This is a genomic window from Caulobacter sp. FG121 (assembly GCF_057809815.1).
The window spans coordinates 779,842-802,573 of sequence record NZ_JBMDKR010000001.1 but is presented as its reverse complement, the minus strand read 5'-3'; the positions used below and the strand labels follow the sequence as shown (position 1 = coordinate 802,573).

Sequence of the window (22,732 nt, the reverse complement as noted above, 5' to 3'; positions counted from 1 at the left end):
GCTTGCGATGCCGACCTATCTCGCTATTATACAATCAGTCAATAGTGTTGACACGGCAACGGCCTCTCACGCCTGCACGGAGTGACATTGTCGTGCAGCCCGGGCGTTGCGCCGGCCGCGCATTGAGGGATGATGGCGGTCTCGCGCCGGATGATCTGAATGACGCTCGCTGAACCTCGCAAACGCACCCGCCTGGCGCCGGAAGTCCGCCGGTCGCAGATCCTCGACTTCGCCGCCCGGCTCATCCTCGACGAGGGATTGACGGCCGTGTCCATGGAGCGGCTGGGGCGCGAAAGCGGGGTCAGCAAGGCCCTCGTCTATAACTACTTCCCGAGCCGCGAAGTCCTGCTTGCCGCCCTGCTGCACCGGGAACAGGCCGACCTCGACAGTCGGGGCATGGAGCGGGCGCTTGAGGCGAAGACCTATGAGGACCTCATTCGCCAGACCACGCGCGTGTACCTTGAGCACACCAGCGAGCGGGGAGCCCTGATTCAGACTCTTGTGGCGGACCCTTCCGTGGCCCGGTTGATGGAGGCCGCCTCCGCCGAGGGTCTTGAGCGCACCGTTCGCTACTTCGTGCGTGAGACGCGCCGCGAGTATGGCTTCAGCCGTGAGATGGCGACACTCGCCGTCCAGATGCTGATGGCGATGACGGACCGCGCCGGAAAGCTGGTCGCCGAAGGGCAGGTCGATATCCCGACCGCCGAGGAAATGTGCGTCCAGATCATAACCGGCGGTGGCAAGCAGCTGGCCGCGTGGCTCGGCTCCACTATTGACGAATAATATAATAGTTGACGACGCCTGCCCGGGCTAGCAACCTGTCGGACGTGATCGGGAGCGCTGGCGCCAGCCGGGGTCTCCTTCTCCTGTCCTCGATCCGCCTTGCGCAAAGGCTCTTCGCCCCGGCCTCGCGCCGGGGCTTTTTTTGACGATTGCTCGCTGGAGGCGCACCCATGCACGGCTTCCTGTCGCCCCTTCTGGCGACGCTCCTGCTCGCTGCCGCGACGCCGGTGATTGCGTGCGAGGCGGCGGTGGATGCGCCGGAGTTGGCCCGGTCCGGTCCCAGTCCGGTCGGAGTCACGGTTGTCCCGGTGGTGGTCGCTGAACGGCCGGACCTGCCGGCGTCGAACCAGATGACCGGGCGGATCGCCAGGACCGACCGGACGCTCAGGGTTGCAGTCTGGTATCCGGCTGTCGCCGGGACTGGGGCCGGGAAATCATACGAAGGACGGGTCCGGCGTCCGGGAGAAGCCGACGCCGCGTTCGAGATTCCCGGCTGCGCGCGAGAGGGTGCGGCGGCCGAGAAGCACTCCGGCCCGCTGGTGGTGATTTCCCACGGCTACGGCGGCTGGGCGACCTACACGGCGGATCTGGCGGAGACCCTGGCGTCGCGCGGATACGTCGTTGCGGCGATCGACCATGACGATCCACCGTTCAGGGACGCCGGCGGCTTCGCGCTTTCCTTCGCCCATGTCGCGGCCAACCGGGCCCGTGACCAGCAGGCCGTCATCGCCCGCCTCCGCGTCCTTGCCGGCGCCTCCGACTTCGCGCTGGCCGGTGCGTATGATCCCGACCGGATCGCCCTGATCGGCTACTCGATGGGCGGGTTTGGCGCCCTTGCCACCGCCGGCGCGGGCTACAATTCATCCGGCGCCTTCTACCGCCGGATCCCCGGCGGGCTGCTCGCGGAACAGACCGAAGGCCGGGCCCTGCCGGCGGACGGTCTGAAAGCGCTCGTGCTTATCGCCCCATGGGGTGGCCAGGCCGGGAACGGGAGCTGGACCGCCGCCGGTCTCGCGAATGTCAGAACACCCACCCTCGTGATCGCCGGCGACCACGACGATGTCGCTGGCTATGTCGATGGCGTGCGGGCGATCTATGACGGCCTGACGGGCTCCGACCGCCGCATCCTCGTTTTCGCCAACGCCCGCCACAATCTTGTCGGCGCCGACGCGCCGCCTGCCGCGCGGGCCGCGTTCGAGACCTTCGAGGGCTTCGAGGAACCTGTCTGGCGCAAGGATCGCCTGCGCGCTATCAACGCCCACTTCATCGTCGCCTTCCTCGACCTGACGCTCAAGGGTGACGCGGGTCGGGCCGGGTATCTCAGGCCATTGCCGCCAGATGGGGTCGCCAGGGGGTTCCCCAAGCGCTGGTCGCTGGGCTTCAGCCTGGGCCATGACCCGCCTGCCGGACCGTAAAGACACGGTCGGCGAAGGCGGCGATCGCCTCGCTGACGGCCTCGGCCCTCTCGCGCTGCAGCCAGTGGCCTGCGCCTTCGTACATCCGGATTCGGAGGTCCGGCGCGAGGACGCGGTGGCGCTCGGCCAGACTCGGCAGGAGCGCGTCATCCTGATCCCCCCACAGCAACTCGACCGAGCAGGTGACGGGCCCCTCGGCGCCGGTCGGCGCGCCGTCCTCGACGGGATTCGCGCGATACCAGTTCAGCGCGCCGGTCAGGGCCCCCGGGCGCGACATGGCTTCGATATAGGCCACCTCATCAGCAGCGTTGGACAGTCCGAGCTCCTTGAGGCGATCGAGCATGCCGCGGAGGGCCTGGTAGTCGTCGGCCTCGAAATGCGCTTCGGCGCCTGCGGCCCGGAGGCGTGGCATGTAGGCCGACGCCTGTTTCTGAGCCGGGTCGTCCCGGAGCGCCGCCGCAAGGACGGCAGGGTGGGGCGCGCTGAGCACGCAAAGGCCTGCGAGTCGGCCCGGGCGCGCGGCGGCGTAGGCCCAGGCCACGGCGCCGCCCCAGTCATGGCCCACAAGCAGCGCGGGCCCGTCGCCGGCCTGGCTGTTCAGGATATCGTCGATGTCGGCGGCCAGCCGCTCCAGCCGATAGGCTGAGAGGTCCCGAGGCTTCCCGGACAGATTGCAGCCCCGTCCGTCGGGCGCGATCACGGTGAAGCGCCGCGACAGGGTCTCGATCTGCGCCTGCCACCCGCGCCAGTAGTCCGGAAACCCATGACAGAGCACGATCACCGGGCCTGACCCGCGCCGCATCAGATGCAGGGGACAGCCGTCCGAAGCCGTGATCACGAGGCTGGTTAGCAAGGCAGGCGGCTCCCGGAGCGTTGTTCAATCTACCGTCAATAGGGAACGATTCAAAGGCCGCGTTGACCAACGAGGCTCCCGGCCAGGCGCCCGTTATCAGGCACATCACTATTGACGATATGAATAATAAAGCTTGACGCCTTCGCGCCGGCGTGGCTAGTGTTATTGACGAAGAATATAATAGAGGGCGTGACCAGCGCTCAACGAAAATGGGGAGGGAACCAATGAACACCTGGACATCGCGTTCAAAGGCCATGCTGGCCGGCGCTTCGGTGGCCGCTCTGTGCGCGGCGGTGATTGCCGGACCGACGGCCGCGTCGGCTGTCGAAGCTACGCCCGCGGCGACGGGGGTCGAAGCGATCATCGTGACCGCGCAGAAGCGGGAGCAGGCCCTTCAGGATGTGCCGCTGGCCGTCAGCGCCTTTTCGGAAGCGACGCTTGATCGGGCCCAGATCGAAGATGCGACGGACATCCAGTTCTCGATTCCCAACGCCGTCCTGACCGGCAACGACCGTTTCACGCTGCGGGGCATCGGCACCAACGCGCTCGGTTCGTCGGACCTGGGCGTGCAGTCGTTCGTCAACGGCGCCGCCATCGGCTACCTTCCGCAGAACGAATTCTTCGACATGGCGCGCATCGAGGTGCTGCGCGGCCCCCAGGGCACGCTCTACGGCCGGAACACGACCGGCGGCGCGATCAACCTGATCACCAAGCGTCCGGGTAGCGACTTCGGCGGTGACTTCAGCGTCCAGCTGGGCAACTTCTCCAACGTGCGCATCGGCGGCGCCGTCGATATCCCGCTCGGAGATCGGGTCGCGGTGCGTCTGGCGGGCTACAGCCTCAAGCGCGACGGCTACACCGAGAACCTGGGCACCGGGAACGACATTGACGGTCGCGACCAATGGGCGTTGCGCGGGACCGTGACCTTCGATCTCGGCGAGAATACCGACGCCACCCTGATCGTCGGCCGCTACGACGAAGACAGCACCCGCGCCCGCGAGGGCAAGCGGCTCTGCAAGGCGCATCCCGTGCTCGGGTGCGATCCGCGGCAGCTGGGCTTCGATTCTCCAACCGCCAGCACGACGATTCTGCAGACCCTGGCCCGGTTCTTCACGCCGTTCCCGGTCGGTGGAAACATCTATGCCGGCGCGCCAAACCCGCATGATCTGCGCAAGGTCCAGGCCGACACGGACCCCAGGTACCTGCTGGACCAGGACTTCGCGACGTTCAACCTGGACCACGACTTCGGGCCGGTGAAGCTCTCGACGGTCCTGGCCTATTCCGAAGGCTCGTCGGAGCAGAACACGGACTGGGACAACGCCGACCTGCCGTTCCGCTTCACCGCGCCGATCACCTACAACAAGGACCGCAATACGGTGGTCACCACCGACCGGTTGCTCACCACCGACAGCTTCACGACCCGCAGCACCACGACGACGGGCGAGCTGCGGCTGGCTTCCGACTACGACGGCGGGTTCAACTTCCTGATCGGCGTGTTCGGCCTCAAGGGGACCAGCTCGGGCGGGTTCGAGACCTGGCACCCGGCGATCGAGTATTTCCAGCGCGCAAATGGCCGGCCGGCTGAAACCTGGCACGTGTCCGCCCTGTCGCGGAACGGCAAGAACGAAACCTGGGCGCTGTTTGGCGAGACCTATTTCACGCTGTCGGACACGCTGCGCCTGACCCTGGGGGCTCGCTACACGGACGAGCAACGCTCCGGCGAGTCGCGTTCGATCGTTCTGACCGGGCTCGTGCCCTGGACCTACTCGGAGTATTCCGGGAACAAGATGACCTACAAGGCGGCGCTGGACTGGACGCCGGACCTGTCGTTCACCGACACCACGCTGGTCTACGGCTCGGTCGCCACCGGCTACAAGGGCGGTGGTCTGAACAACAGCGGAACGGTCCCGACCTACGGCCCCGAGACGGTCACGGCCTACGAACTGGGCGCCAAGAACACCCTTCTCGGTGGCCGGATGCAGGCCAACTTCGCGGCCTTCTACTACGACTACTCGGGCCTGCAGCTCGGCCAGCGTATCAACGGCGGCGTCGTGACCCGTAACGCCGACGCCACCATCTACGGCTTCGAGGCGGAGTTCGTGTATGCGCCGGACGACCACTGGCTGTTCGACGCCAACCTCTCGACGCTCAACACCGAGATCGGGACCTTCTTCAGTGAGGACGCCGCCAATCCGGCCCAGAGCCTGACGGCGACGACCCCGACGGTTCAGGTGAATCTCGCCGGCAACGAGCTGCCTCACTCCCCTCCGGCCAAGATCAAGTTCGGTGGCCAGTACACGACGGGCGCGATCTGGGGGGACTGGACGTCCACCTGGCGCGTGGACGCGGTCTGGCAGGACTCCTATTTCGCCCGCGAATACAACACGCCCACGGATCGCATCGACTCCTGGGGTGTGATCGACCTGCAGGCGCGGTTCCGCAACGACACGACCCAGACGGAGGTGCGCTTCTTCGTCAAGAACGTGACGGACGGCGACAACATCACCAACATCATCATCGAGGACGCGCTGATCGGCCGGTACCGCAATGCGCGTCTGCTCGAACCGCGGACCTTCGGCCTGATCGTGTCCAAGGCCTTCTAATCCGGCAAACTCCCTGACGACCTCATGACTGGCGCCGGGACCCTCAGGGGCCCGGCGTCTCTTCTTCCACGGCGGGGTCGGCGGGTTAGGATGCAAGATCGGTGTTCGCCGTCAGGCGAGTCGCGAAGAGGCGGAAGACATCCGCCCGGACCATGGGGGAAGTAGTTTTGACGACCGTTGCATCGCCAGTCGCAGAGTCGCCGCTAAAGCCGCCGGTTCTCGTGAAGCTCGCCTACAGTCTGGGACAGGCCGCCCAGAATGGCGGCTTCGACGCCGCCATCGGTTTCATCTTCTTCTACTATTCGGCCGTCCTCGGCCTGTCCGGCGCGCTCGTCGGGGCCGCCCTGGCGGTCAGCCTGGCCTTCGATGCGGTGGTCGATCCGATCGTCGGGTCCTGGTCGGATAACCTGAAATCGCGGTTCGGGCGACGCCTGCCGCTGATGATCCTCGCGGCGCCGCTGATCACCGTGTCGATCGGGCTGCTGTTCTCGCCGCCGTCGGGCCTCGGGCAGATGGGCCTGTTCGGCTGGCTGGCGGTGATGTCCGTCGCCGCCCGCAGCGCCATTTCGCTGTTCAATGTTCCCTACATCGCGCTCGGGGCCGAAATGGCGACCGACTACGGCGAACGCACCAGCGTCGTCATGTACCGCGCCTTCGCCGGGATCGTGTCGGCGGTGATCATCACCGCCGTCGGCTATTCGGTGTTCTTCGCCAACGGCGGACTGCAGCGGCCCGAGGGCTATCCCGGCTTCGGCTGGTCGGTGGCGGGCTTTCTGCTGGTCTGCATGGTGCTCTGCTGTCTGGGCGTGCGCCGCTACGCCGCGAGCCTGCCGCAGCCGGACCAGGTGCCCTCGACCATGTGGAAACGCCTGCCGGGGGAGGTCGCGGAGATCTTCGCCAACCGCTCGTTCCGCCTGCTGTTCATCTCGGCGGTGGTGCTGTTCACGGCCCTCGGGCTGAACGCCAGCCTGAACAACCATGCCTTCGTGTTCGTCTGGCGTATGAAAAGCGAGCTGATCCAGTTCATCGGCTACGCCTATCTGGTCGGCATTCTGCTGGGCGTAACCGCCGCACCGGCGCTCCAGAAGGTGCTGGAGAAGAAGGTCGTCGTCGTCGTCGGGTTCGGTCTGCTGATCGCCAACTGGCTGGTGCTGCAGGGCGCCATGATCACGGGCGTCTGGCTGCCGCTCGGCGACGCCGCGCTGCTGCCGATGCAGATCAACTCGTTCGTCGCCGGGATCGGCACCGGGTTCGTCTCTGTCGCCTATCCCTCGATGATGGCCGACGCCGCCGACGAGCATGAGCACCTGTTCGGCCGCCGGCGCGAGGGGCTCTACTTCGCCGGCCTCGGGTTCGCCAACAAGGCGGCGACCGGTCTGGGCGTGATGGTCGCGGGCATGGCGCTGGATCTCGTCCAGTTTCCCAAGGACGTCGGGCGCACCGTCGGCGCTGTGCTGCCGCACGAGATGCAGATTCGCCTCGTGATGATCTGGGGTCCCATCGCGGCGGTCATCGCGGTCGCGGCGCTGATGATCTTCGCGTCCTACAACATCAGCCGCGCCCGCCATGCCGAGATCGCGGCGGCGCTCGGACGAGGCCCGGGGCCCGGCTGATCCGACGGTCTTTGCTTCCAACCCGTCGTTCCGCGCGGACGGCGGTCAGTACGCCACGGAGGGTCGAGATGACCTATGACACCCCGACCGCAACACCCCTGACCGACCGGTCGCTGGATACCCCCGAGGTCGCCGCCCTGCTCGCGCATCTGGAGGCCAACAACGGCATCAAGGGGCTGGACATCCTGAAGCCCGGCGACACCGCCCGCGCGGTCGAACTGTTCCGGCGCGACGGTTTCGTGGTCATCGCCGACGTCCTCAACAGCGAGCAGGTCGACGTCCTTGCCCAGGGCTGCAACGCGGTCATCGCCGACATCCTAGCGCTGGACCAGGACCGCGCCGGCAACCGGGGATCGCATCGCTATTCGTTCGGCGGCTCCAGCCTGACCCGTAGCCAGCTGCACCGGCCCGAATGGCAGATGCTGCTCGATATTCCGGCGGTGACCGAGGTGGTCAGCGCGATCTTCGGCTCGCCCGACTATTCGCTGCGCGCGGCGAGCGGGGACTTCTGCCTGCCCGGCGCGGTGGAGTACCAGCCGCTGCATTCCGATATCCGCGACTGGCAGAGCAACAGGACCACGCCCTTCAGCGCCTTTCATGACCCGCGCGGCCAACTCACGATCCGCGATCTGCCCTGTCCCTATGTCTGCGTGAACTTCCTGCCCCAGGAGGTCACCCGCCTGAACGGTCCCACCCGCCAGATTCCCGGCACCCAGCATTCACGCACGCCGATCCCAGGCCTCGACGCCGAGCCCGAATGGATGCGGCTGAGCACTGTGTGTCCGGCGCCCGCGGGCGCGATCATGGTGCGGGACGTGCGCGCTTGGCACGGCGGCACGCCGAACATCTCCAATGCCATCCGCGCCATCCCGAACCTCGAGTTCTACGCGCCCTGGTTCCGCGAGCCGATTGTCCCCGGCATCAGCTATCGCGATGCCCGGCGCCTCTCCGAACACGCCCAGCGGCTGGTCCGCTACTGTGTCGCGGATTCGAGCGAAACGCTGGTCACCGGTCCGACCCTGCGCGCGCCCTGACCCCGACGTCCGGAAGAGATCCCATGAAGTACCGCCGACTTGGCCGTTCCGCGCTGCAGGTGAGCGAACTGTGCCTCGGCACGATGAACTTCGGCCCGCGTACATCCGAACAGGAGAGCTTCGCGATCCTCGGCGCGGCGGTCGCCAACGGGATCAACTTCATCGACACCGCCGACCAGTATGGCGGTCATCTGGGCGTGGGCGCGACGGAGACCCTCCTGGGCAAATGGTTCGCCGAGGACCGTGGCCGGCGAGACCGGATCGTGCTCGCCACCAAGGTCCACGAGCCGATGTCCGATGACATCAACGATCGCGGCCTTTCGGCACGCCACATCCAGATGGCGTGCGACGCAAGCCTGCGCCGGCTCGGGGTCGATCACATTGACCTGTACCAGCTGCATCACATCGATCGCACGGCGCCGATGGAGGAGATCTGGCAGGCGACCGACAGGCTCATCAGCCAGGGCAAGATCACCTACGTCGGCTCCAGCAACTTCCCCGGCTGGAAGATCGCCCAGGCCAACGAGAAGGCGGCCGCGCGAGGGCGACTGGGTCTGATCTCCGAACAGGGCCTCTACAACCTCCTGGAACGCCGGGCCGAGCTGGAGGTGATCCCGGCTTGTCTGGAATACGGCCTCGGTCTCATCCCCTGGAGCCCGCTCGCGGGCGGTCTTCTGGCGGGTCCCTCGCCGGACGCCGGGGGGCGGCGCCAGTCGGCTGACGCCCGGGCGACCGCTTCGGCCCGGTCGGAACAGCTGTCGCGCTTTGATGACCTCTGTCGCGCGCTCGGTGAACAGCCCGGCGCCGTGGCGCTGGCCTGGCTGCTGCATCAGGATGGCGTGACGGCGACGATCATCGGGCCGCGCAGCCTCGACCAGCTGACCTCGGTCCTGCATGTTCCGGGCATCCGCCTCGACGACGAAGCGCTGGCGGCGATCGACGCGATCTTCCCGGCCTGTGGGCCAGCGCCGGAGGCGTATGCATGGTGATCGACAACGGCCTCATCCCGGTCACCGGCGGCCATCTGGCCTACCATCGTACGGGTGGTGACGGCCCCGCGCTGGTGCTGTCCCACGGCCTGACGGACAACGGCCTGTGCTGGAACCGGCTGGCGGCCGCGCTCGCGCCGGAGTTCGACATCATCATGCTGGACGCGCGCGGGCACGGCGGCAGTTCGCGCATCGCCGGCGCGCCGCCGGACTACGCAGGCCGCGATATCGCCGAGGCGATCGATGGTCTGGGACTGCGGTCGCCGATCGTGATGGGCCACTCCCTGGGCGCCCGGGCCACCGTCGACTTCGCCGCAGCCTGGCCCGGCAAGGCGTCGAAGCTGGTTCTCGAGGATCCGCCATTCATGCCGGTCGCCGATCCCGGGGCGGCTGCAACCCGCCGGCGGAAGTTCCGCGAGCAGGTGGAAGCCTTCGAGGCCATGTCTGACGCCGACATCACCGCGCTGGGCCGGAAGACCTCCCCCGACTGGCATGACGACGAGTTTCCCGCCTGGACAGCCGGCAAGCGGCAGGTCGATCCGGACGCCATGCCGAACTATCGCGTGGCCTGGCAGGATGCGATCAGACCCATCACGGAATCGACCCTGCTGATCCACGGCGAGCCGGCGCGAGGCGGCATCGTCACACCCGGGATCGCCCGGGAGGCGATGGCCATCAACCCGAACATTTCCGCGGTTCAGATCGACGGCGCCGGCCACAACATCCGCCGCGAGAACTTCCCGGCTTTTCTGGCGGCGGTGCAGGCCTTCCTGTCCTGACGCCGGTCCGACCTCCGCGAAGCCACGCCATTGGAAGGCAAGCGAATGGCATGAGTTTCGTCCGTCTAGGTTCCCAGCCTTTCAGGCAAATTGATCCAGGCTTGGGTGACTGCGGCGCGGAATGCGGGAGTGGCGGCCAGCGTCGGTGGGAACACCGCCTCCAGCGCCAGGAAGGGTGCGGGATCGGCTTCGTCGCCGTGGCGGGCAAGGGCCGCTGATCGCAGTACGTCCGCCATCGGGTCGGTGATGGGCTCGCCGGTCGCTGTGCGGGCGACGACGAACCGCATCCAGGCCGCCACGGGGACGGCCAGCCGATCAATTGAACCGTCTGCCGCTAGTCGGTCGGCAAGGGTCGACAGAATGCGGATAGGCAGCTTCTGCGAGCCGTCCCAGGCGATCTGGGAAAGGTGATGGGCGATGGTCGGGTTGCGGAACCGCGCCAGCAGCGCCTCGACATAGGCCGGCACGTCGAGTCCGGACGGCGCGCGCAGGGTCGAGGCGACGTCTTCCAGCATCATAGCCCGGACGAAGGCGGCCAGCGGCGAGTCGGCCATTGCGTCGCGAACGGTCTGGTGGCCCCGTAGCAGGCCGACATAGGCTAGCGTGGAATGGGCGCCGTTGAGCAGGCGCAGCTTGGCGCTTTCCCAGGCCTCGACATCGTCGGTCAGGGTCGCGCCGACCGAGGCGAGGTCGGGCGCGTCGGGGCCCAGATCATCCTCGATCACCCACTGGGTGAAGGTCTCGCGCTGGATCGGCCAGGCGTCCTCGAGATCCGTCTCTGCAAGAACCCGGGCGCGCAGGGCGTCGTCGGTCGCGGGCGTGATGCTGTCGACCATCGAACAGGGGAACCGCGCCCCGGCGGCGATCCAGGCCGCAAGGTCGGCGTCGCGCACCGCCGCGAGCCGCACCACCGCCGCCTTCAGCCGGCGGCCATTGGCCGGGAGGTTGTCGCAGCTGAGCGTCACGAACGGCCCCAGCCCGGCGGCCCGGCGTTGCGCCAGCCCCTCGGTGAGCCAGCCGATGACGCTGACCGGATGCTCCGGCCGCGAGAGATCGTGGCGGATGTCCGGATGATCGAGATCCAGCGACCCGTCTGCCGTGAGGCAGTAGCCCTTCTCGGTCACGGTCAGGGTCACCAGTCGTGTGTCGGGCGCCGCCAGCCGCCGGGCGACATGGGCGGCGTCCTCGCTGGCGACCAGCAGTTCGCCGATCGCGCCGATCGTGCGCAGGCGGGTCGTCTCGCCCAGCTCGACCAGGGTGTAGAGGCCGCCCTGCGGCTCCAGCGCGTCGCGCACGCCCGGCGTCTTCAGCGCTACGGCGCAGATCGCCCAGCGCGGATCGACCGCCAGCAGGTCATCGAAATAGGCCGCCTGGTGCGCACGGAAGAAGGCGCCCGGGCCGAAATGCACCACGCCGATGGTTGTCCTCGCGCGGTTGTAGGCCAGGGGCTGCGGCAGGGCCGTCATCGACAGCCGGGTCACAGGGTAACGCCTCGCTTCCAAAGGGCGATCTCGCGTTCGCTGTTCTCTTCCGACTTCGTCGGCAGGCCCGAGGCGGTCGCCAGCACCAGCTCCATCAGCGCGTCGCCGGCGTCCGTCATGGAGACGCCCTGGAGCACCACGCCCGCGTCAAAGTCGATCCAGCGCGGCTTTCGCTCTGCGAGCGCGCTGTTGGAGGCGATCTTAAGGGTCGGGGCCGGAAAGCCCAGCGGCGTTCCCCGGCCGGTGGTGAACAGCACGATGGTCGCGCCCGCCGCCACCAGCGCCGTCGAGGACACGGCGTCGTTGCCGGGCGCCTCCAGCAGCGCCAGCCCCCGGTCCCGCGTGCGCTCGCCATAGGCCAACGCCTGGGTCAGCACCGCGTGGCCGGCCTTCTGCACTGCGCCGAGGGACTTTTCCTCAAGGGTGGTGATGCCGCCGGCGATGTTGCCGGGCGAGGGATTCTCGGAGACGGGCTGGCCGTTGTCGAGGAAGTGCCGCTTGAAGCCATTGATCAGCGATGCCGCCCCCTCGAAGGCCTCGCGGCTGGCGGCGCGGGCCAGCAGCAAGTGCTCGGCGCCGAAAATCTCAGGAATCTCGGTCAGCACCGGCGTGCCCCCGGCGTCCGCCACCGTGTCGGCGATGTAACCCACCAGCGGATTGGCGGTCAGGCCGGAAAAGCCGTCGGAGCCGCCGCACTTCAGGCCGACGACCAGGTCAGACACGGAGCAGGGCACGCGGCGGTCTTGTTCGGCGACAGCCACGAGATCGGCGATCGCCGCCAGGCCGGCCTCGATCTCGTCGCCTTCGCCCTGGGTGGTGAAGGCGCGAATGCGGCTGCGGTCGCCGATGTAGGCCAGCAGGGCGTCCAGCTGGTTCGACTCGCAGCCCAGCCCGAGGATCAGCACGCCGCCGGCGTTCGGATGCTGGGCGAGCGAAGCCAGCATGCGCCGGGTCGCTGAGAGGTCGTCGCCCAGCTGCGAACAGCCGAACGGATGTGGGAAGGCATGGATGCCATCGACCCGGCCGGCGAAGTCCCTGCCGGCGATCTCCGCCAGCCGTCGCGCCGTGTTGGCCACGCAGCCCACGGTGACGAGGATCCATATCTCGTTGCGCGTGCCGGCGCGGCCGTCGGCGCGGCGATAGCCCTGGAAGGTCCGGTCGTCAGCGACCGGGGCCGGTCGCGCGGCGGCGGCGTCGAAGCGGTAGGCGATCTCGCCGGTCAGGCCGGTGGCGAGGTTGTGGCTGTGGACGTGGTCGCCGGGCGCGATGGCCTGAGACGCCAGCCCGATCGGAAAGCCATACTTGCACACGGGCCGGCCCGCCGCGACGGCGCGGACCGCGACCTTGTGGCCGCGCGGCGCGGCCATGCGGACCGTCAGATCGCCCACCGTCTCACCGGCCGCGAGGTCGCGCAGGGCCGTGGCGACATCGTCGTCGGGATGGACGCGATGCAGCGCCGCGGTGGTCGGGTCGTCAGCCATGGGTGAGGAGTGGTCCGGGAGGACACCGGTGTCAACGTCCCTGCGCCAGCGGGTGGCGCCTCGCGGGACAGCGCGGTATCACAGGGGCGCAGGACACAGCGGAGCCTCCCTTGAGCCCCAGGACGCCGAAAGCTTCGGACGATGCCGCCCTCGAAGGCGGCCGGCGCCGGGCCACGATCAATGACATCGCCCGCCTGGCCGGCGTCTCCAAGAAAACCGTCTCGCGGGTCATCAATCGCTCGCCGTCGGTGCGGCCGGAAACGCGCGAAAAGATCGACGCGGTGATCGCAAAATACGGCTACGCACCAGACCCGCAGGCGCGCGGCCTGGCGTTCCGGCGCTCGTTCCTGATCGGGCTGATCTACGACAACCCCAATCCGCAGTACGTCGTGAACATGCAGCTGGGCCTGCTGGACGGCATGCGCGGCTCGGGCTTCGAGCTGGTCGTCCACCCCTGCGACCGGGGCAGCACGACCCTGGTCACCGACATCCGCGGCTTCATCGAGCGGCAGAAGCTCTATGGCGTGGTCCTGACCCCGTCGGTCTCCGAAGACGAGGGCGTGGCGGAGATGCTGCGCGAGACGGGCTGCGAGTTCGTGCGGGTCGCCTCGGTGGCCGTCGACGGGCCGGACCATTCGATCGTCACCCAGGACCGCCACGGCGGCCTGCTGGCCGGGCGACATCTGGCCGAACTGGGCCACAAACGGGTCGGCTTCATCAGCGGGCCGCTGACGTTCCGCTCGTCACACGAGCGGCGCGGCGGGTTCGAGGACGGCCTGGCCGAACACGGCCTGACGCTCGATCCGGCTTGCGTCGGGGATGGGGCCTATACCTTCGAGTCGGGCCTGGAGGGCGCGGCGAAGCTGCTGGCTCTGCCGAACCGGCCGACCGCCATCTTCGCCGGCAATGACGAGATGGCCGCCGGCGTGCTGCACGCGGCCCGCCATGCCGGCCTGTCGGCGCCCGAAGACCTGTCGGTGATCGGCTTCGACGACTTTCAGATCGCCTCGCGCGTCTGGCCGCCGCTGACGACGGTGCGCGCGCCGACCCGCGAGATTGGCCGGCTCGCCGCTGAAAAGCTGATCGGCCAGGCCGAACCGGACAAGCGCGACCCGGCGGACCGCCTGCCGTCGCTGGTGGTGCGGGAGTCGACGAGCCGGCCGAAGGGGTAGAGTCCAGCCGACGCAGAGGAGGTCGCGTGCAGTTTTATCTATCCTCCTACCGGCTGGGTGACCGGCTCGATGATCTGCAGGCCGCGCTGAAGCCCGGCGCAAGCGTCGCGGTGATCTCCAACGCCGCCGATTTCATACCGGCGGCGGATCGCATCGCCTACGCTGCTTCCATCTTTGATCCGATCCGCGAATTCCGCAGTCTGGGGTTCGCCGCCCGCGATCTGGATCTTCGCACCTGTTTCGACGCGCCCGATCTCCTGCGGGAGGCGCTCGCCGGCGTCGATCTCGTCTGGGTGAACGGCGGGAATGTCTTTCTGCTTCGGCGGGCGATGCGGCGCTCAGGCTTCGACGCGCTTGTGCGCGAGCTGCTCGCCGAGGGGGACCTGATCTACGGTGGCTGGAGCGCCGGCGCTGTCGTCGCTGGTCCCAGTCTGAGAGGCCTGGAGTTGATGGACGATCCGGACCAGACGGCGGAAGGATACGAGGCGGAGACGCTCTGGGATGGGCTTGGCCTCGTGGATTTCAGCGTCGTCCCGCACTTTCAGTCGGATCACCCCGAGGCCGCAGCGGCGGAGCAAGTCGTGGCTCGGCTCATATCCGAGGGACGCCCCTTTCGCGCGGTGTCGGACGGTGACGTGATCATACTTTAGGTGAGCCCGCTCGCATCTACACTCTCCCGCCGCCTTCGTGTCGGCTTGCCCGAAGTGATGACACCGGTTACCTAACCTCCATGTCCACCCCGCTTCACCTTCACGAGGACCGCCTGTTTCCCGCCGAGTCGTCGGTGCGAGGGATCGCGCGAGAGCTTTATGGCGAGGTGAAGGGGCTGCCGATCCTGAGCCCGCATGGGCACACCGACCCGGCCTGGTTCGCCACCAACGACGCGTTCGGCAACGCGGCCGAACTGCTGCTGCGGCCGGACCACTATCTCTACCGCATGCTCTACAGCCAGGGCGTGACGCTCGAGGCGCTGGGGGTGCCGGCGCATGGCGAGCCGTCGGACGCCGATCCGCGCGAGGCTTGGCGGATCTTCGCGGCCAACCAGCATCTGTTCCGCGGCACGCCCTCGGCGATGTGGCTCGACCATGTCTTCGCCGAGGTGTTCGGCTTCGCCGAGCGCCTGACCAGCGACACCGCCGACGCCCATTTCGACGCCATCGGCGCGGCCCTGTCGACCGACGCCTTCCGGCCGCGGGCGCTGTTCGAGCGGTTCAACATCGAGCTGCTGGCGACCACCGAAGGCCCGCAGGAGGACCTTGTCCACCATCGCGCCATCCGCGATAGCGGCTGGGCCGGCAGGGTCGTCACCGCCTATCGCCCGGACCCGGTGATCGACGCCGAGCACGAGCAGTTCTCACGGGCCCTGGAGGGCTTCGCGGGCCTGACCGGGCAGGACGTTTGCAGCTGGACCGGATACCTCCAGGCGCATCGCGTCCGGCGGGCGGCCTTTGCCGCGCTGGGCGCAACCTCGACGGACCACGGCCATCCGACGGCGGCCACCGCCGATCTGACGCAGGTCGAGGCGGAGGCCCTTTTCAACATCATCATCTCCGGCAAGGCCTCGCCCGCGCAGGCCGAACTGTTCCGCGCCCAGATGCTGACCGAGATGGCCCGCATGAGCCTCGACGATGGGCTGGTGATGCAGATCCACCCTGGCAGTTTCCGCAATCACAACCGCCTGCTGTTCGAGGGCTATGGCCGCGACAAGGGCGCCGATATCCCGACGTCGACCGACTATGTCCGGGCGCTCAAACCCCTGCTCGACGCCTTCGGCAACGATCCGCGCCTGTCGGTGATCGTCTTCACGCTCGATGAGACCGCCTACAGCCGCGAGCTGGCCCCGCTGGCCGGGCATTATCCCTGCCTGAAGCTCGGGCCGGCCTGGTGGTTCCACGACAGCCCCGAGGGGATGCGCCGCTTCCGTGAACAGACCACAGAGACGGCCGGCTTCTACAATACCGTCGGCTTCAACGACGATACCCGCGCTTTCCTTTCCATTCCGGCCCGTCACGATGTGGCGCGGCGGGTGGACTGTACGTTCCTCGCCCGGCTGGTTGCCGAGCACCGCCTTCCCCTCGACGACGCCCGCGAGGTCGCCGTCGATCTGGCCTACACCCTGCCCAAACGGGCCTACAAACTCTGACGATCCGGAGCCGCGACATGTTCAACAAGACCTATCACGCCACCCATCCCGACATGATGGAGTGCGTCGACAACGACCAGCTGCGCGACCGGTATCTCGTGCAGGACCTGTTCGTCGCGGGCGAGGTGATGCTCAACTATTCGCACAACGAGCGGTTCGTCATCGGCGGCGCGGCTCCGACCACGGGTCCGATCAGTCTGCCCGACCAGACCGAGCCGGCCTCGGCCGCTGGTCATCCGTTCCTCGAGCGGCGCGAGCTGGGCCTCATCAACGTCGGCGAGGGCGCGGGCAAGGTGACGGTCGACGGCGTGGCCTATGATATCGGACCCAAGGACGGCCTCTATGTGCCGATGGGTGTGAAAAGCGTCGTGTTCGAGAGCGTCAGTCCAGCCAATCCAGCCCGCTACTATCTCGCCTCGACCCCGGCCCATGTGGCCTGCAAGGTTCAGAAGATTTCCATCGCCGACGCTACGCCGCTGGAGCGCGGCTCGCTGGAGACCTCCAACGAGCGGACCATTTACCAGTACGTCATTCCGGGCGTCTGTCAGTCGGCGCAGCTGCTGCTGGGCCTGACCATCCTGAAGACCGGCAGCGTGTGGAACACCATGCCGCCGCACCTGCATGACCGCCGGTCCGAGATCTATTTCTATTTCGGCCTGAAACCCGACGAGCGGGTGTTCCACTTCATGGGCGAGCCCGACGCGGCGCGTCACATCGTCGTGGCCAACGAGGAGGCCGTGATCAGCCCGCCCTGGTCGATCCACATGGGTTCGGGCACCGCCAACTACGCCTTCATCTGGGCCATGGGCGGCGAGAACCTCGACTACACGGACATGAACGTCCTCGACATCTGCCAGCTGAAATGACCCACCCGTTCGATCTCACTGGCAAGACAGCCCTGGTCACCGGCGCCAACACCGGCATCGGCCAGGGCATCGCGATCGCGCTGGCCGCGGCTGGCGCTGACATCGCCGCCGCCGGACGGTCCGCGCCGGTCGAGACGCAGAAGGCCGTCGAGGCTCTCGGCCGCCGGTTCGTCTCGATCCAGGCCGATTTCGGCTCGACCGAACCTGTCGCGCGAGTGGTCCAGGAGGCCGTTGCGGCGCAGGGCGGGATCGACATCCTGGTCAACAACGCCGGCATCATTCGCCGGGCGGACTCGATCGACTTTTCCGAGGACGACTGGGACGCGGTGATGAACACCAACCTCAAAACGGTGTTCTTTCTCACCCAGGCCGTGGCGAAGGTCATGCTCGCGAAGGGCGGCGGCAAGGTGATCAACATCGCCAGCCTGCTCAGTTTCCAGGGCGGCATCCGGGTGCCCAGCTACACGGCGTCCAAGAGCGGCCTGGCCGGTCTGACCAAGATCCTCGCCAACGAGTGGGCGGCGAAGGGTATCAACGTCAACGCCATCGCGCCGGGCTACTTCGACACCAACAATACCGAGGCGCTGCGGGCCGACGAGAATCGCAACCGATCGATCCTCGAACGCATTCCCGCCGCCCGCTGGGGCCAGCCCCGAGACATCGGTGGGGCGGTGGTGTTCCTGGCGAGCGCGGCGAGCGACTACGTCCACGGCGTGACCCTTCCCGTGGATGGCGGCTGGCTGGCGCGGTAGGTTGTGGGGACACGTACCGAACGTACGTGTCCTCTAGCCCGGAAGCTCGATTGGGGGAAACGAACCTGCGGTACATGTCCCCTAGACCAGCCCGCTCAGCCAATCCTCCAGGTTCGTGAACCCATCCCCGTCGCGATCCTTCGCGCCGTCGGCCCCGTCCTTCGGGTCAAACCCATGCGCGCGCTCCCAGGCATCCGGCATGCCATCGCCGTCGCTGTCGACCCAGGCCGGGCCGCTCTTCAGGTTCGGCCAGGCGCCGACATCGGTCTGGCTGTTGATCAGACGGCTGGAGCGGTCGCGAACGCCGGCGACAATGCGAAGGTCGACCGCGTCCCGCACCCGTGACGCGCCGGCTCCGGCCAGCACCCGCTCGTAGGCGACCGCCGCCGTGTCGGTCACGATCCCGGAGTCGGCCAGCGGGACAGGGGAGCGGTAGCCTTCCGGCGGCGCGCAGCCGACAAGACTCCAGGGATCGGCCGGAACCACTCCGTTCATGGCGTTGTCGGCGAAGAACGCCCGGGCGAAAGGATCGTCCTCGCAGAAGGCCAGGGCGCCTTCGCTGTCGGGCCCGGCCTCGTACCAGTTGGCGATGAAGTCGTAGCCGGAACGGCTGTCGGTATCGGCGTTGTAGCCCGAGCGGCCGGCGCCCCAGTTGTAGAAGACGTTGTTGCGGAACTCGAACAACGGTCCTTGGGAGTCGAGCGCGGCGCTGTTGTAGTTCCCCGGTCTTGGCATCCGGGCCTGATGATCAGCCCAGAGGTTGTGGTGCCAGGAGAAGCGGGCGCCGTAGCCGCCGCGGATGAGACTTCCGTAGCCGTGCTTGCCCTTGAGATGCACCGAGGTGTTCAGGGACTCGGCGATCAGCGACCACTGGACCGTGAGGTCGTAGATGCCTTCTTCGGGCGGATTGTAGCGGCTTCCGGCCGAGAGGGTCTCATCGATCGACCAGCTGGCCGAAACATGGTCGACCATGATCCGACGGCCGCGGGTGATCGACAGGGCGTCGTCCTGGACCCTGGTTTCGTCGCCGAGCCGGGCGCGAATGTAGCGGACAACGACATCGTCGGCGGCGATCACCAGGGGCTGGCCGCGCAGAGTGATCCCGTCGCCCGGCGCGGTCTGGCCCGCGATCGTGATGCTCGCCTGGCTGATCTTCAGCGGCGCCTGGAGCACAATCGTACCGCCGACGTCGAAGATGACCGTGCGGGGCCCCTTGGCCTCCACGGCGGCGCGCAGACTGCCGGGGCCCGAATCGGCCAGCGTGTAGACGTGAAAGACCGCCCCGCCACGCCCTCCCACCGAGAACCGCCCGTGACCTTCCGCACCGGGAAAGGCGATTGGGGGCGGTGTCCGCGCTGCCGCGTTCATGGATACGACGCAGGCAAGCAACGTAGCGACAGCCGCAATGGGCTTGAGACGCAACGCGTTGCGATGGGAAAGGGGCGGCGCCTGGGGGAGAAGTTCGCTCATGGCGAGAAAGTGACGATCCTGTGTCGTGAATGGCTTGTCAGCCACGTGGCTCTTACGGTATCCATCGCAATGATACCGGTGTCAAACGGATCAGGTCTGGAAATGACACCGGTGTCACATGGGTCGACGACAACGAGCGCGGTCGACGATCCGGACAGGCGAATGACAAATACCGGTGACGCAGATTCCGGGGAAATCGCGCCGTAGGGGAGGGAGTTGAACGTGTCGACCATCATCCGTTCGCGGCATGCGAGCCTGCGCCTTGGCGCGTCACTGGCGGTCATCGCCATCAGTCTGGCGGCAGCCGGCGCAGCCACGGCTCAGGACTCCGCCGCGCCAACCGCGACCGCGGGCGGCGACACAGAGGTCGAGGCCGTTGTCGTCACCGGCTTCCGCGGAAGCCTCGCGAGCGCCCTGTCGGCGAAGCGCCAGGAAACAGCCATCATTGACGCCATCAAGGCGGAAGACATCGCTGACTTCCCTGACGCCAACCTCGTCGAGGCGATTCAGCGCATTCCGGGCGTGTCGATCGATCGTGACGCCGGTGAGGGCCGTACCCTGACGGTCCGCGGCCTCGGTCCCGACTTCACCCGCACCCGCATCAACGGCATGGAAGGCCAGGCCACTACCGGCGGCACGGACAGCTCCGGCGGCGCCAACCGCGGCCGCGGGTTCGACTTCAATGTCTTCGCCTCGGAGCTGTTCAACAGCGTCACGATCCGCAAGACGGCCTCGGCGGAAGTCGAGGAAGGCTCGCTCGGCGCGACCGTTGATCTGCGCACCAGCCGCCCGTTCGACTACAGCGGCTTCAAGCTCGGCGGATCCCTGCAATATGGCTACAACGACCTGTCGCAGGAATGGGACCCCCGGGCGGCCCTGCTGATCAGCGACACCTTCTTCGACGGCAAGGTTGGCGTGCTGGCCTCGCTCGCCTACAGCGAGCGCAGCCTTCTCGAAGAGGGTTTCAGCGCCGTTCGCTGGGAGCGCGCCACCGACAACGGGGGCTTCTGCAGTCCGCTCGGCTTCGCGCCCCAGAACCCGACCAACAGCGGGTCAACCGGCAGCAGCGCGGCCAACTGCGCGACGGGCGTGCCGCGCGGAGCCAACACCGCGTCGAACAACACCGCCTACACCACGGCCAACCAGGCGTCGGTCTTCATTCCGCGCCTGCCGCGCTATGGCCGTCTGGTCCACGAACAGGAGCGCATCGGTTTCACCGGCGCGATCCAGTACCGTCCGACGGACTCGACAACCGTGAGCTTCGACGTCCTCTATTCGGATCTGAACTCGAGCCGTCAGGAGAACTTCCTCGAGTCCCTGTCGTTCAGCCGCAACGCGGCGGCGGCCGGCAAGACCCAGATCAGCGTTGTCGACGCCTTCGTCGACGCCTCGGGCCAACTGGCGCGCGGCACCTTCAACAACGTCGATGTCCGCAGCGAGCAACGCTACGACGAGCTGGAAACCAAGTTCACCCAGTACACCCTGACCCTCGAACACGATTTCGGTGACCGGTTCAGCATGCGGGCCTTCCTGGGCACCTCGGAATCCGACTTCCAGAACCCGATCCAGACCACCGTCACCTTCGATCGCCAGAACACCCAGGGCTACTCGTGGGACTTCACCGGCCATAACTCGACGCCGCTGATCAACTACGGCTTCGACGTCGCCAATCCGGCCAACTGGTCCTGGCGGGATGTAAGTCTGGGCACGGCGACCGCCGCCTTGCCGCGGTCGGAAATCCGCATGCGGCCCAATGGCGTGCTGACCTCCTACGACGCGGCGCAACTCGACTTCAAATTGGAGGCGACCGACTCCCTGAGCTTCAGGTTCGGCGTCAACTACAAGAAGTTCGACTCCGACTCGTTCGAGAACCGCCGTGCGGATGAGACCATTGTGCCGGTGCTACCGGTGGGCACGACGATCGCCGACATTTCCACGGTCCTGACCGGCTTCGGCCGCAACCTCGGCCAGCCGGGCGCCAACGCCACGCAGTGGGTGGTGCCGGATCTGAACGCCATCTCGGCGCTGTTCAACATCAACTGCAACTGCAACACCGGCGTCGCCGGCGGCGACTTTACCCTGACCGGGATCACCAACGGCAACGCCCGCGGCGGTAACCGCTTCATCAGCGAAGAAAGCCGCGGCTACTACCTGCAGGCCGACTTCCGGACCGACATCTTTGACATGCCGTTGCGCGGCAATGTGGGCTTCCGGCAGGTCGAGACCAACCTCTATGCCGAGGGCTACAGCTCGACCGGCGGCGGGACCAAGGTCTGGGGCAGCCACAAGTATGAGAACACCCTGCCGTCGCTTAACCTGGCGCTGGAAGTGACCGACACCTTCATGGTCCGCTTCGGCGCCGCGAAGATGATGGCGCGTCCCCAGATCGGCAACACCCTCGCGGGCACCAACTACCTGGTGCCGACGACGTCCCTGGCCGCCAGCGGCCCGAACTTCACCGCCAGCATCGGCAACGTCGATCTCAACCCGTTCCTGGCCAACACCTACGACCTCAGCTTCGAATGGTATTTCGCGCCGGAGTCGCTGATCTCGGTGTCGTTCTTCAAGAAGGACATCAACAGCTACATCCAGATCATCCGCCAGGATCTGCAGTATCAGGAGCTGACGGCCCTCAATCCGGTCGCCTTCGCCCCGGGCCTGTGCACCGGCGCCTGCTCGCCGACGCAGGTGTTCCAGCTGACCAGCGCCGTGAACACCGATGGCGGACCGCTGACCGGCTTCGAAATCGCCTTCCAGGCGCCGTTCAGCTTCCTGCCGGCGCCGTTCGACCGGTTCGGGGTCCAGGCCAACTACACCCAGGTGAAGTCCGAGATCGACTACTGCTCGAACACCACCTGCACGACGTTTGTCACCGACGATCTGGTGAACCTGTCACCAGCCGCCTTCAACGCTACCCTCTACTACGAGGATGACCGTTTCAGCGCCCGGGTGTCGGCGGCCTACCGCGACGGCTACCTGCAGAACATCCCGGGTCGCAACTCCAATTCCCAGGAGGGCAAGCTCGAGACATTCAACGTCGACGCCGCGGCCTCGTACAAGTTCAGCGACCAGCTCAGCCTCACCTTCGAGGGCCTGAACCTGACTGACGAGTTCAACCAGCAGTGGGTCGGCGACCAGGACCGCCAGTCGACCTCGGTCTACCACCACACTGGCCGCCAGTTTAACTTCGGCCTCAAATACACCTTCTAGCTTAACCTCCTTGCGCGACTGGGCGCCGGCTCACCCCGGCGCCCTTCTTTTTTCCACCATCCGGCGTATGGCTGGGTCAGGCGCAAGG

Annotated in this window: 17 protein-coding genes; 13 read left to right on the top strand and 4 right to left on the bottom strand. The window is 67.2% G+C overall.

The annotated features are described in order from the left end of the window. Positions 1-159: 159 nt before the first annotated feature. On the top strand, positions 160-783 hold the full coding sequence (locus ACODSL_RS04135; RefSeq protein WP_488899364.1) for a TetR/AcrR family transcriptional regulator: 624 nt from the start codon (positions 160-162) through the stop codon (positions 781-783). Between the two features lie 170 nt (positions 784-953). After that, positions 954-2,198: an alpha/beta hydrolase family protein gene (locus tag ACODSL_RS04130; protein ID WP_488899363.1), complete on the top strand. Its 1,245-nt coding sequence runs from the start codon at positions 954-956 to the stop codon at positions 2,196-2,198. Here the strand turns inward: ACODSL_RS04130 and ACODSL_RS04125 are convergent. Beyond that, the gene (locus tag ACODSL_RS04125) at positions 2,164-3,051 is read right to left on the bottom strand and encodes an alpha/beta fold hydrolase (RefSeq protein WP_488899362.1); all 888 of its coding nucleotides are present in this window, start codon (positions 3,049-3,051) and stop codon (positions 2,164-2,166) included. The genes ACODSL_RS04130 and ACODSL_RS04125 overlap by 35 nt on opposite strands. 224 nt (positions 3,052-3,275) lie before the next feature. Here ACODSL_RS04125 and ACODSL_RS04120 point away from each other — a divergent pair, with 224 nt between their 5' ends. From ACODSL_RS04120 to ACODSL_RS04100, 5 genes are all read left to right on the top strand, one after another. Next, positions 3,276-5,654 (top strand): TonB-dependent receptor, encoded by a 2,379-nt coding sequence (locus tag ACODSL_RS04120; protein ID WP_488899361.1) that lies wholly within the window; start codon positions 3,276-3,278, stop codon positions 5,652-5,654. Between the two features lie 167 nt (positions 5,655-5,821). Beyond that, positions 5,822-7,267, top strand: a complete 1,446-nt coding sequence (locus ACODSL_RS04115; protein WP_488899360.1) for an MFS transporter — start codon at positions 5,822-5,824, stop codon at positions 7,265-7,267. Between the two features lie 68 nt (positions 7,268-7,335). Beyond that, complete coding sequence (locus ACODSL_RS04110) at positions 7,336-8,301, top strand: phytanoyl-CoA dioxygenase family protein (RefSeq protein WP_488899359.1); 966 nt, start codon at positions 7,336-7,338, stop codon at positions 8,299-8,301. Between the two features lie 23 nt (positions 8,302-8,324). Then, positions 8,325-9,290 (top strand): aldo/keto reductase, encoded by a 966-nt coding sequence (locus ACODSL_RS04105; RefSeq protein WP_488899358.1) that lies wholly within the window; start codon positions 8,325-8,327, stop codon positions 9,288-9,290. Then, positions 9,284-10,069: an alpha/beta fold hydrolase gene (locus ACODSL_RS04100; RefSeq protein WP_488899357.1), complete on the top strand. Its 786-nt coding sequence runs from the start codon at positions 9,284-9,286 to the stop codon at positions 10,067-10,069. Before ACODSL_RS04105 ends, ACODSL_RS04100 begins: the two co-directional genes overlap by 7 nt. Positions 10,070-10,134: 65 nt before the next feature. On the opposite strand, the gene ACODSL_RS04095 is transcribed toward ACODSL_RS04100, so the two are convergent. Further along, the gene (locus tag ACODSL_RS04095) at positions 10,135-11,550 is read right to left on the bottom strand and encodes a mannitol dehydrogenase family protein (protein WP_488899356.1); all 1,416 of its coding nucleotides are present in this window, start codon (positions 11,548-11,550) and stop codon (positions 10,135-10,137) included. Continuing rightward, positions 11,547-13,031 carry a UxaA family hydrolase gene (locus tag ACODSL_RS04090; protein ID WP_488899355.1) on the bottom strand — a complete coding sequence of 495 codons (1,485 nt, stop codon included), beginning with the start codon at positions 13,029-13,031 and terminating at the stop codon, positions 11,547-11,549. The genes ACODSL_RS04095 and ACODSL_RS04090 overlap by 4 nt, the downstream gene beginning before the upstream one ends. 110 nt (positions 13,032-13,141) lie before the next feature. Between ACODSL_RS04090 and ACODSL_RS04085 the strand changes: the two genes are divergently transcribed. The 5 genes from ACODSL_RS04085 (at position 13,142) to kduD (ending at position 17,964) form a co-directional block, all read left to right on the top strand. Beyond that, on the top strand, positions 13,142-14,203 hold the full coding sequence (locus ACODSL_RS04085) for a LacI family DNA-binding transcriptional regulator (RefSeq protein ID WP_488899354.1): 1,062 nt from the start codon (positions 13,142-13,144) through the stop codon (positions 14,201-14,203). Between the two features lie 26 nt (positions 14,204-14,229). After that, a complete protein-coding gene (locus ACODSL_RS04080; RefSeq protein ID WP_488899353.1) occupies positions 14,230-14,853 on the top strand; it encodes a Type 1 glutamine amidotransferase-like domain-containing protein in 624 nt (207 codons plus the stop codon). An 80-nt stretch (positions 14,854-14,933) separates the two neighbouring features. Beyond that, positions 14,934-16,346: a glucuronate isomerase gene (gene uxaC / locus ACODSL_RS04075; protein ID WP_488899352.1), complete on the top strand. Its 1,413-nt coding sequence runs from the start codon at positions 14,934-14,936 to the stop codon at positions 16,344-16,346. Between the two features lie 17 nt (positions 16,347-16,363). After that, positions 16,364-17,212: a 5-dehydro-4-deoxy-D-glucuronate isomerase gene (gene kduI, locus ACODSL_RS04070; protein WP_488899351.1), complete on the top strand. Its 849-nt coding sequence runs from the start codon at positions 16,364-16,366 to the stop codon at positions 17,210-17,212. After that, positions 17,209-17,964: a 2-dehydro-3-deoxy-D-gluconate 5-dehydrogenase KduD gene (kduD, locus tag ACODSL_RS04065; protein ID WP_488899350.1), complete on the top strand. Its 756-nt coding sequence runs from the start codon at positions 17,209-17,211 to the stop codon at positions 17,962-17,964. The genes kduI and kduD overlap by 4 nt, the downstream gene beginning before the upstream one ends. An 81-nt stretch (positions 17,965-18,045) precedes the next feature. On the opposite strand, the gene ACODSL_RS04060 is transcribed toward kduD, so the two are convergent. Then, positions 18,046-19,263: a pectate lyase gene (locus tag ACODSL_RS04060; RefSeq protein WP_488899349.1), complete on the bottom strand. Its 1,218-nt coding sequence runs from the start codon at positions 19,261-19,263 to the stop codon at positions 18,046-18,048. Positions 19,264-19,656: 393 nt separating this feature from the next. Between ACODSL_RS04060 and ACODSL_RS04055 the strand changes: the two genes are divergently transcribed. Continuing rightward, complete coding sequence (locus ACODSL_RS04055; RefSeq protein ID WP_488899348.1) at positions 19,657-22,644, top strand: TonB-dependent receptor; 2,988 nt, start codon at positions 19,657-19,659, stop codon at positions 22,642-22,644. The last annotated feature ends 88 nt before the right edge of the window (positions 22,645-22,732 follow it).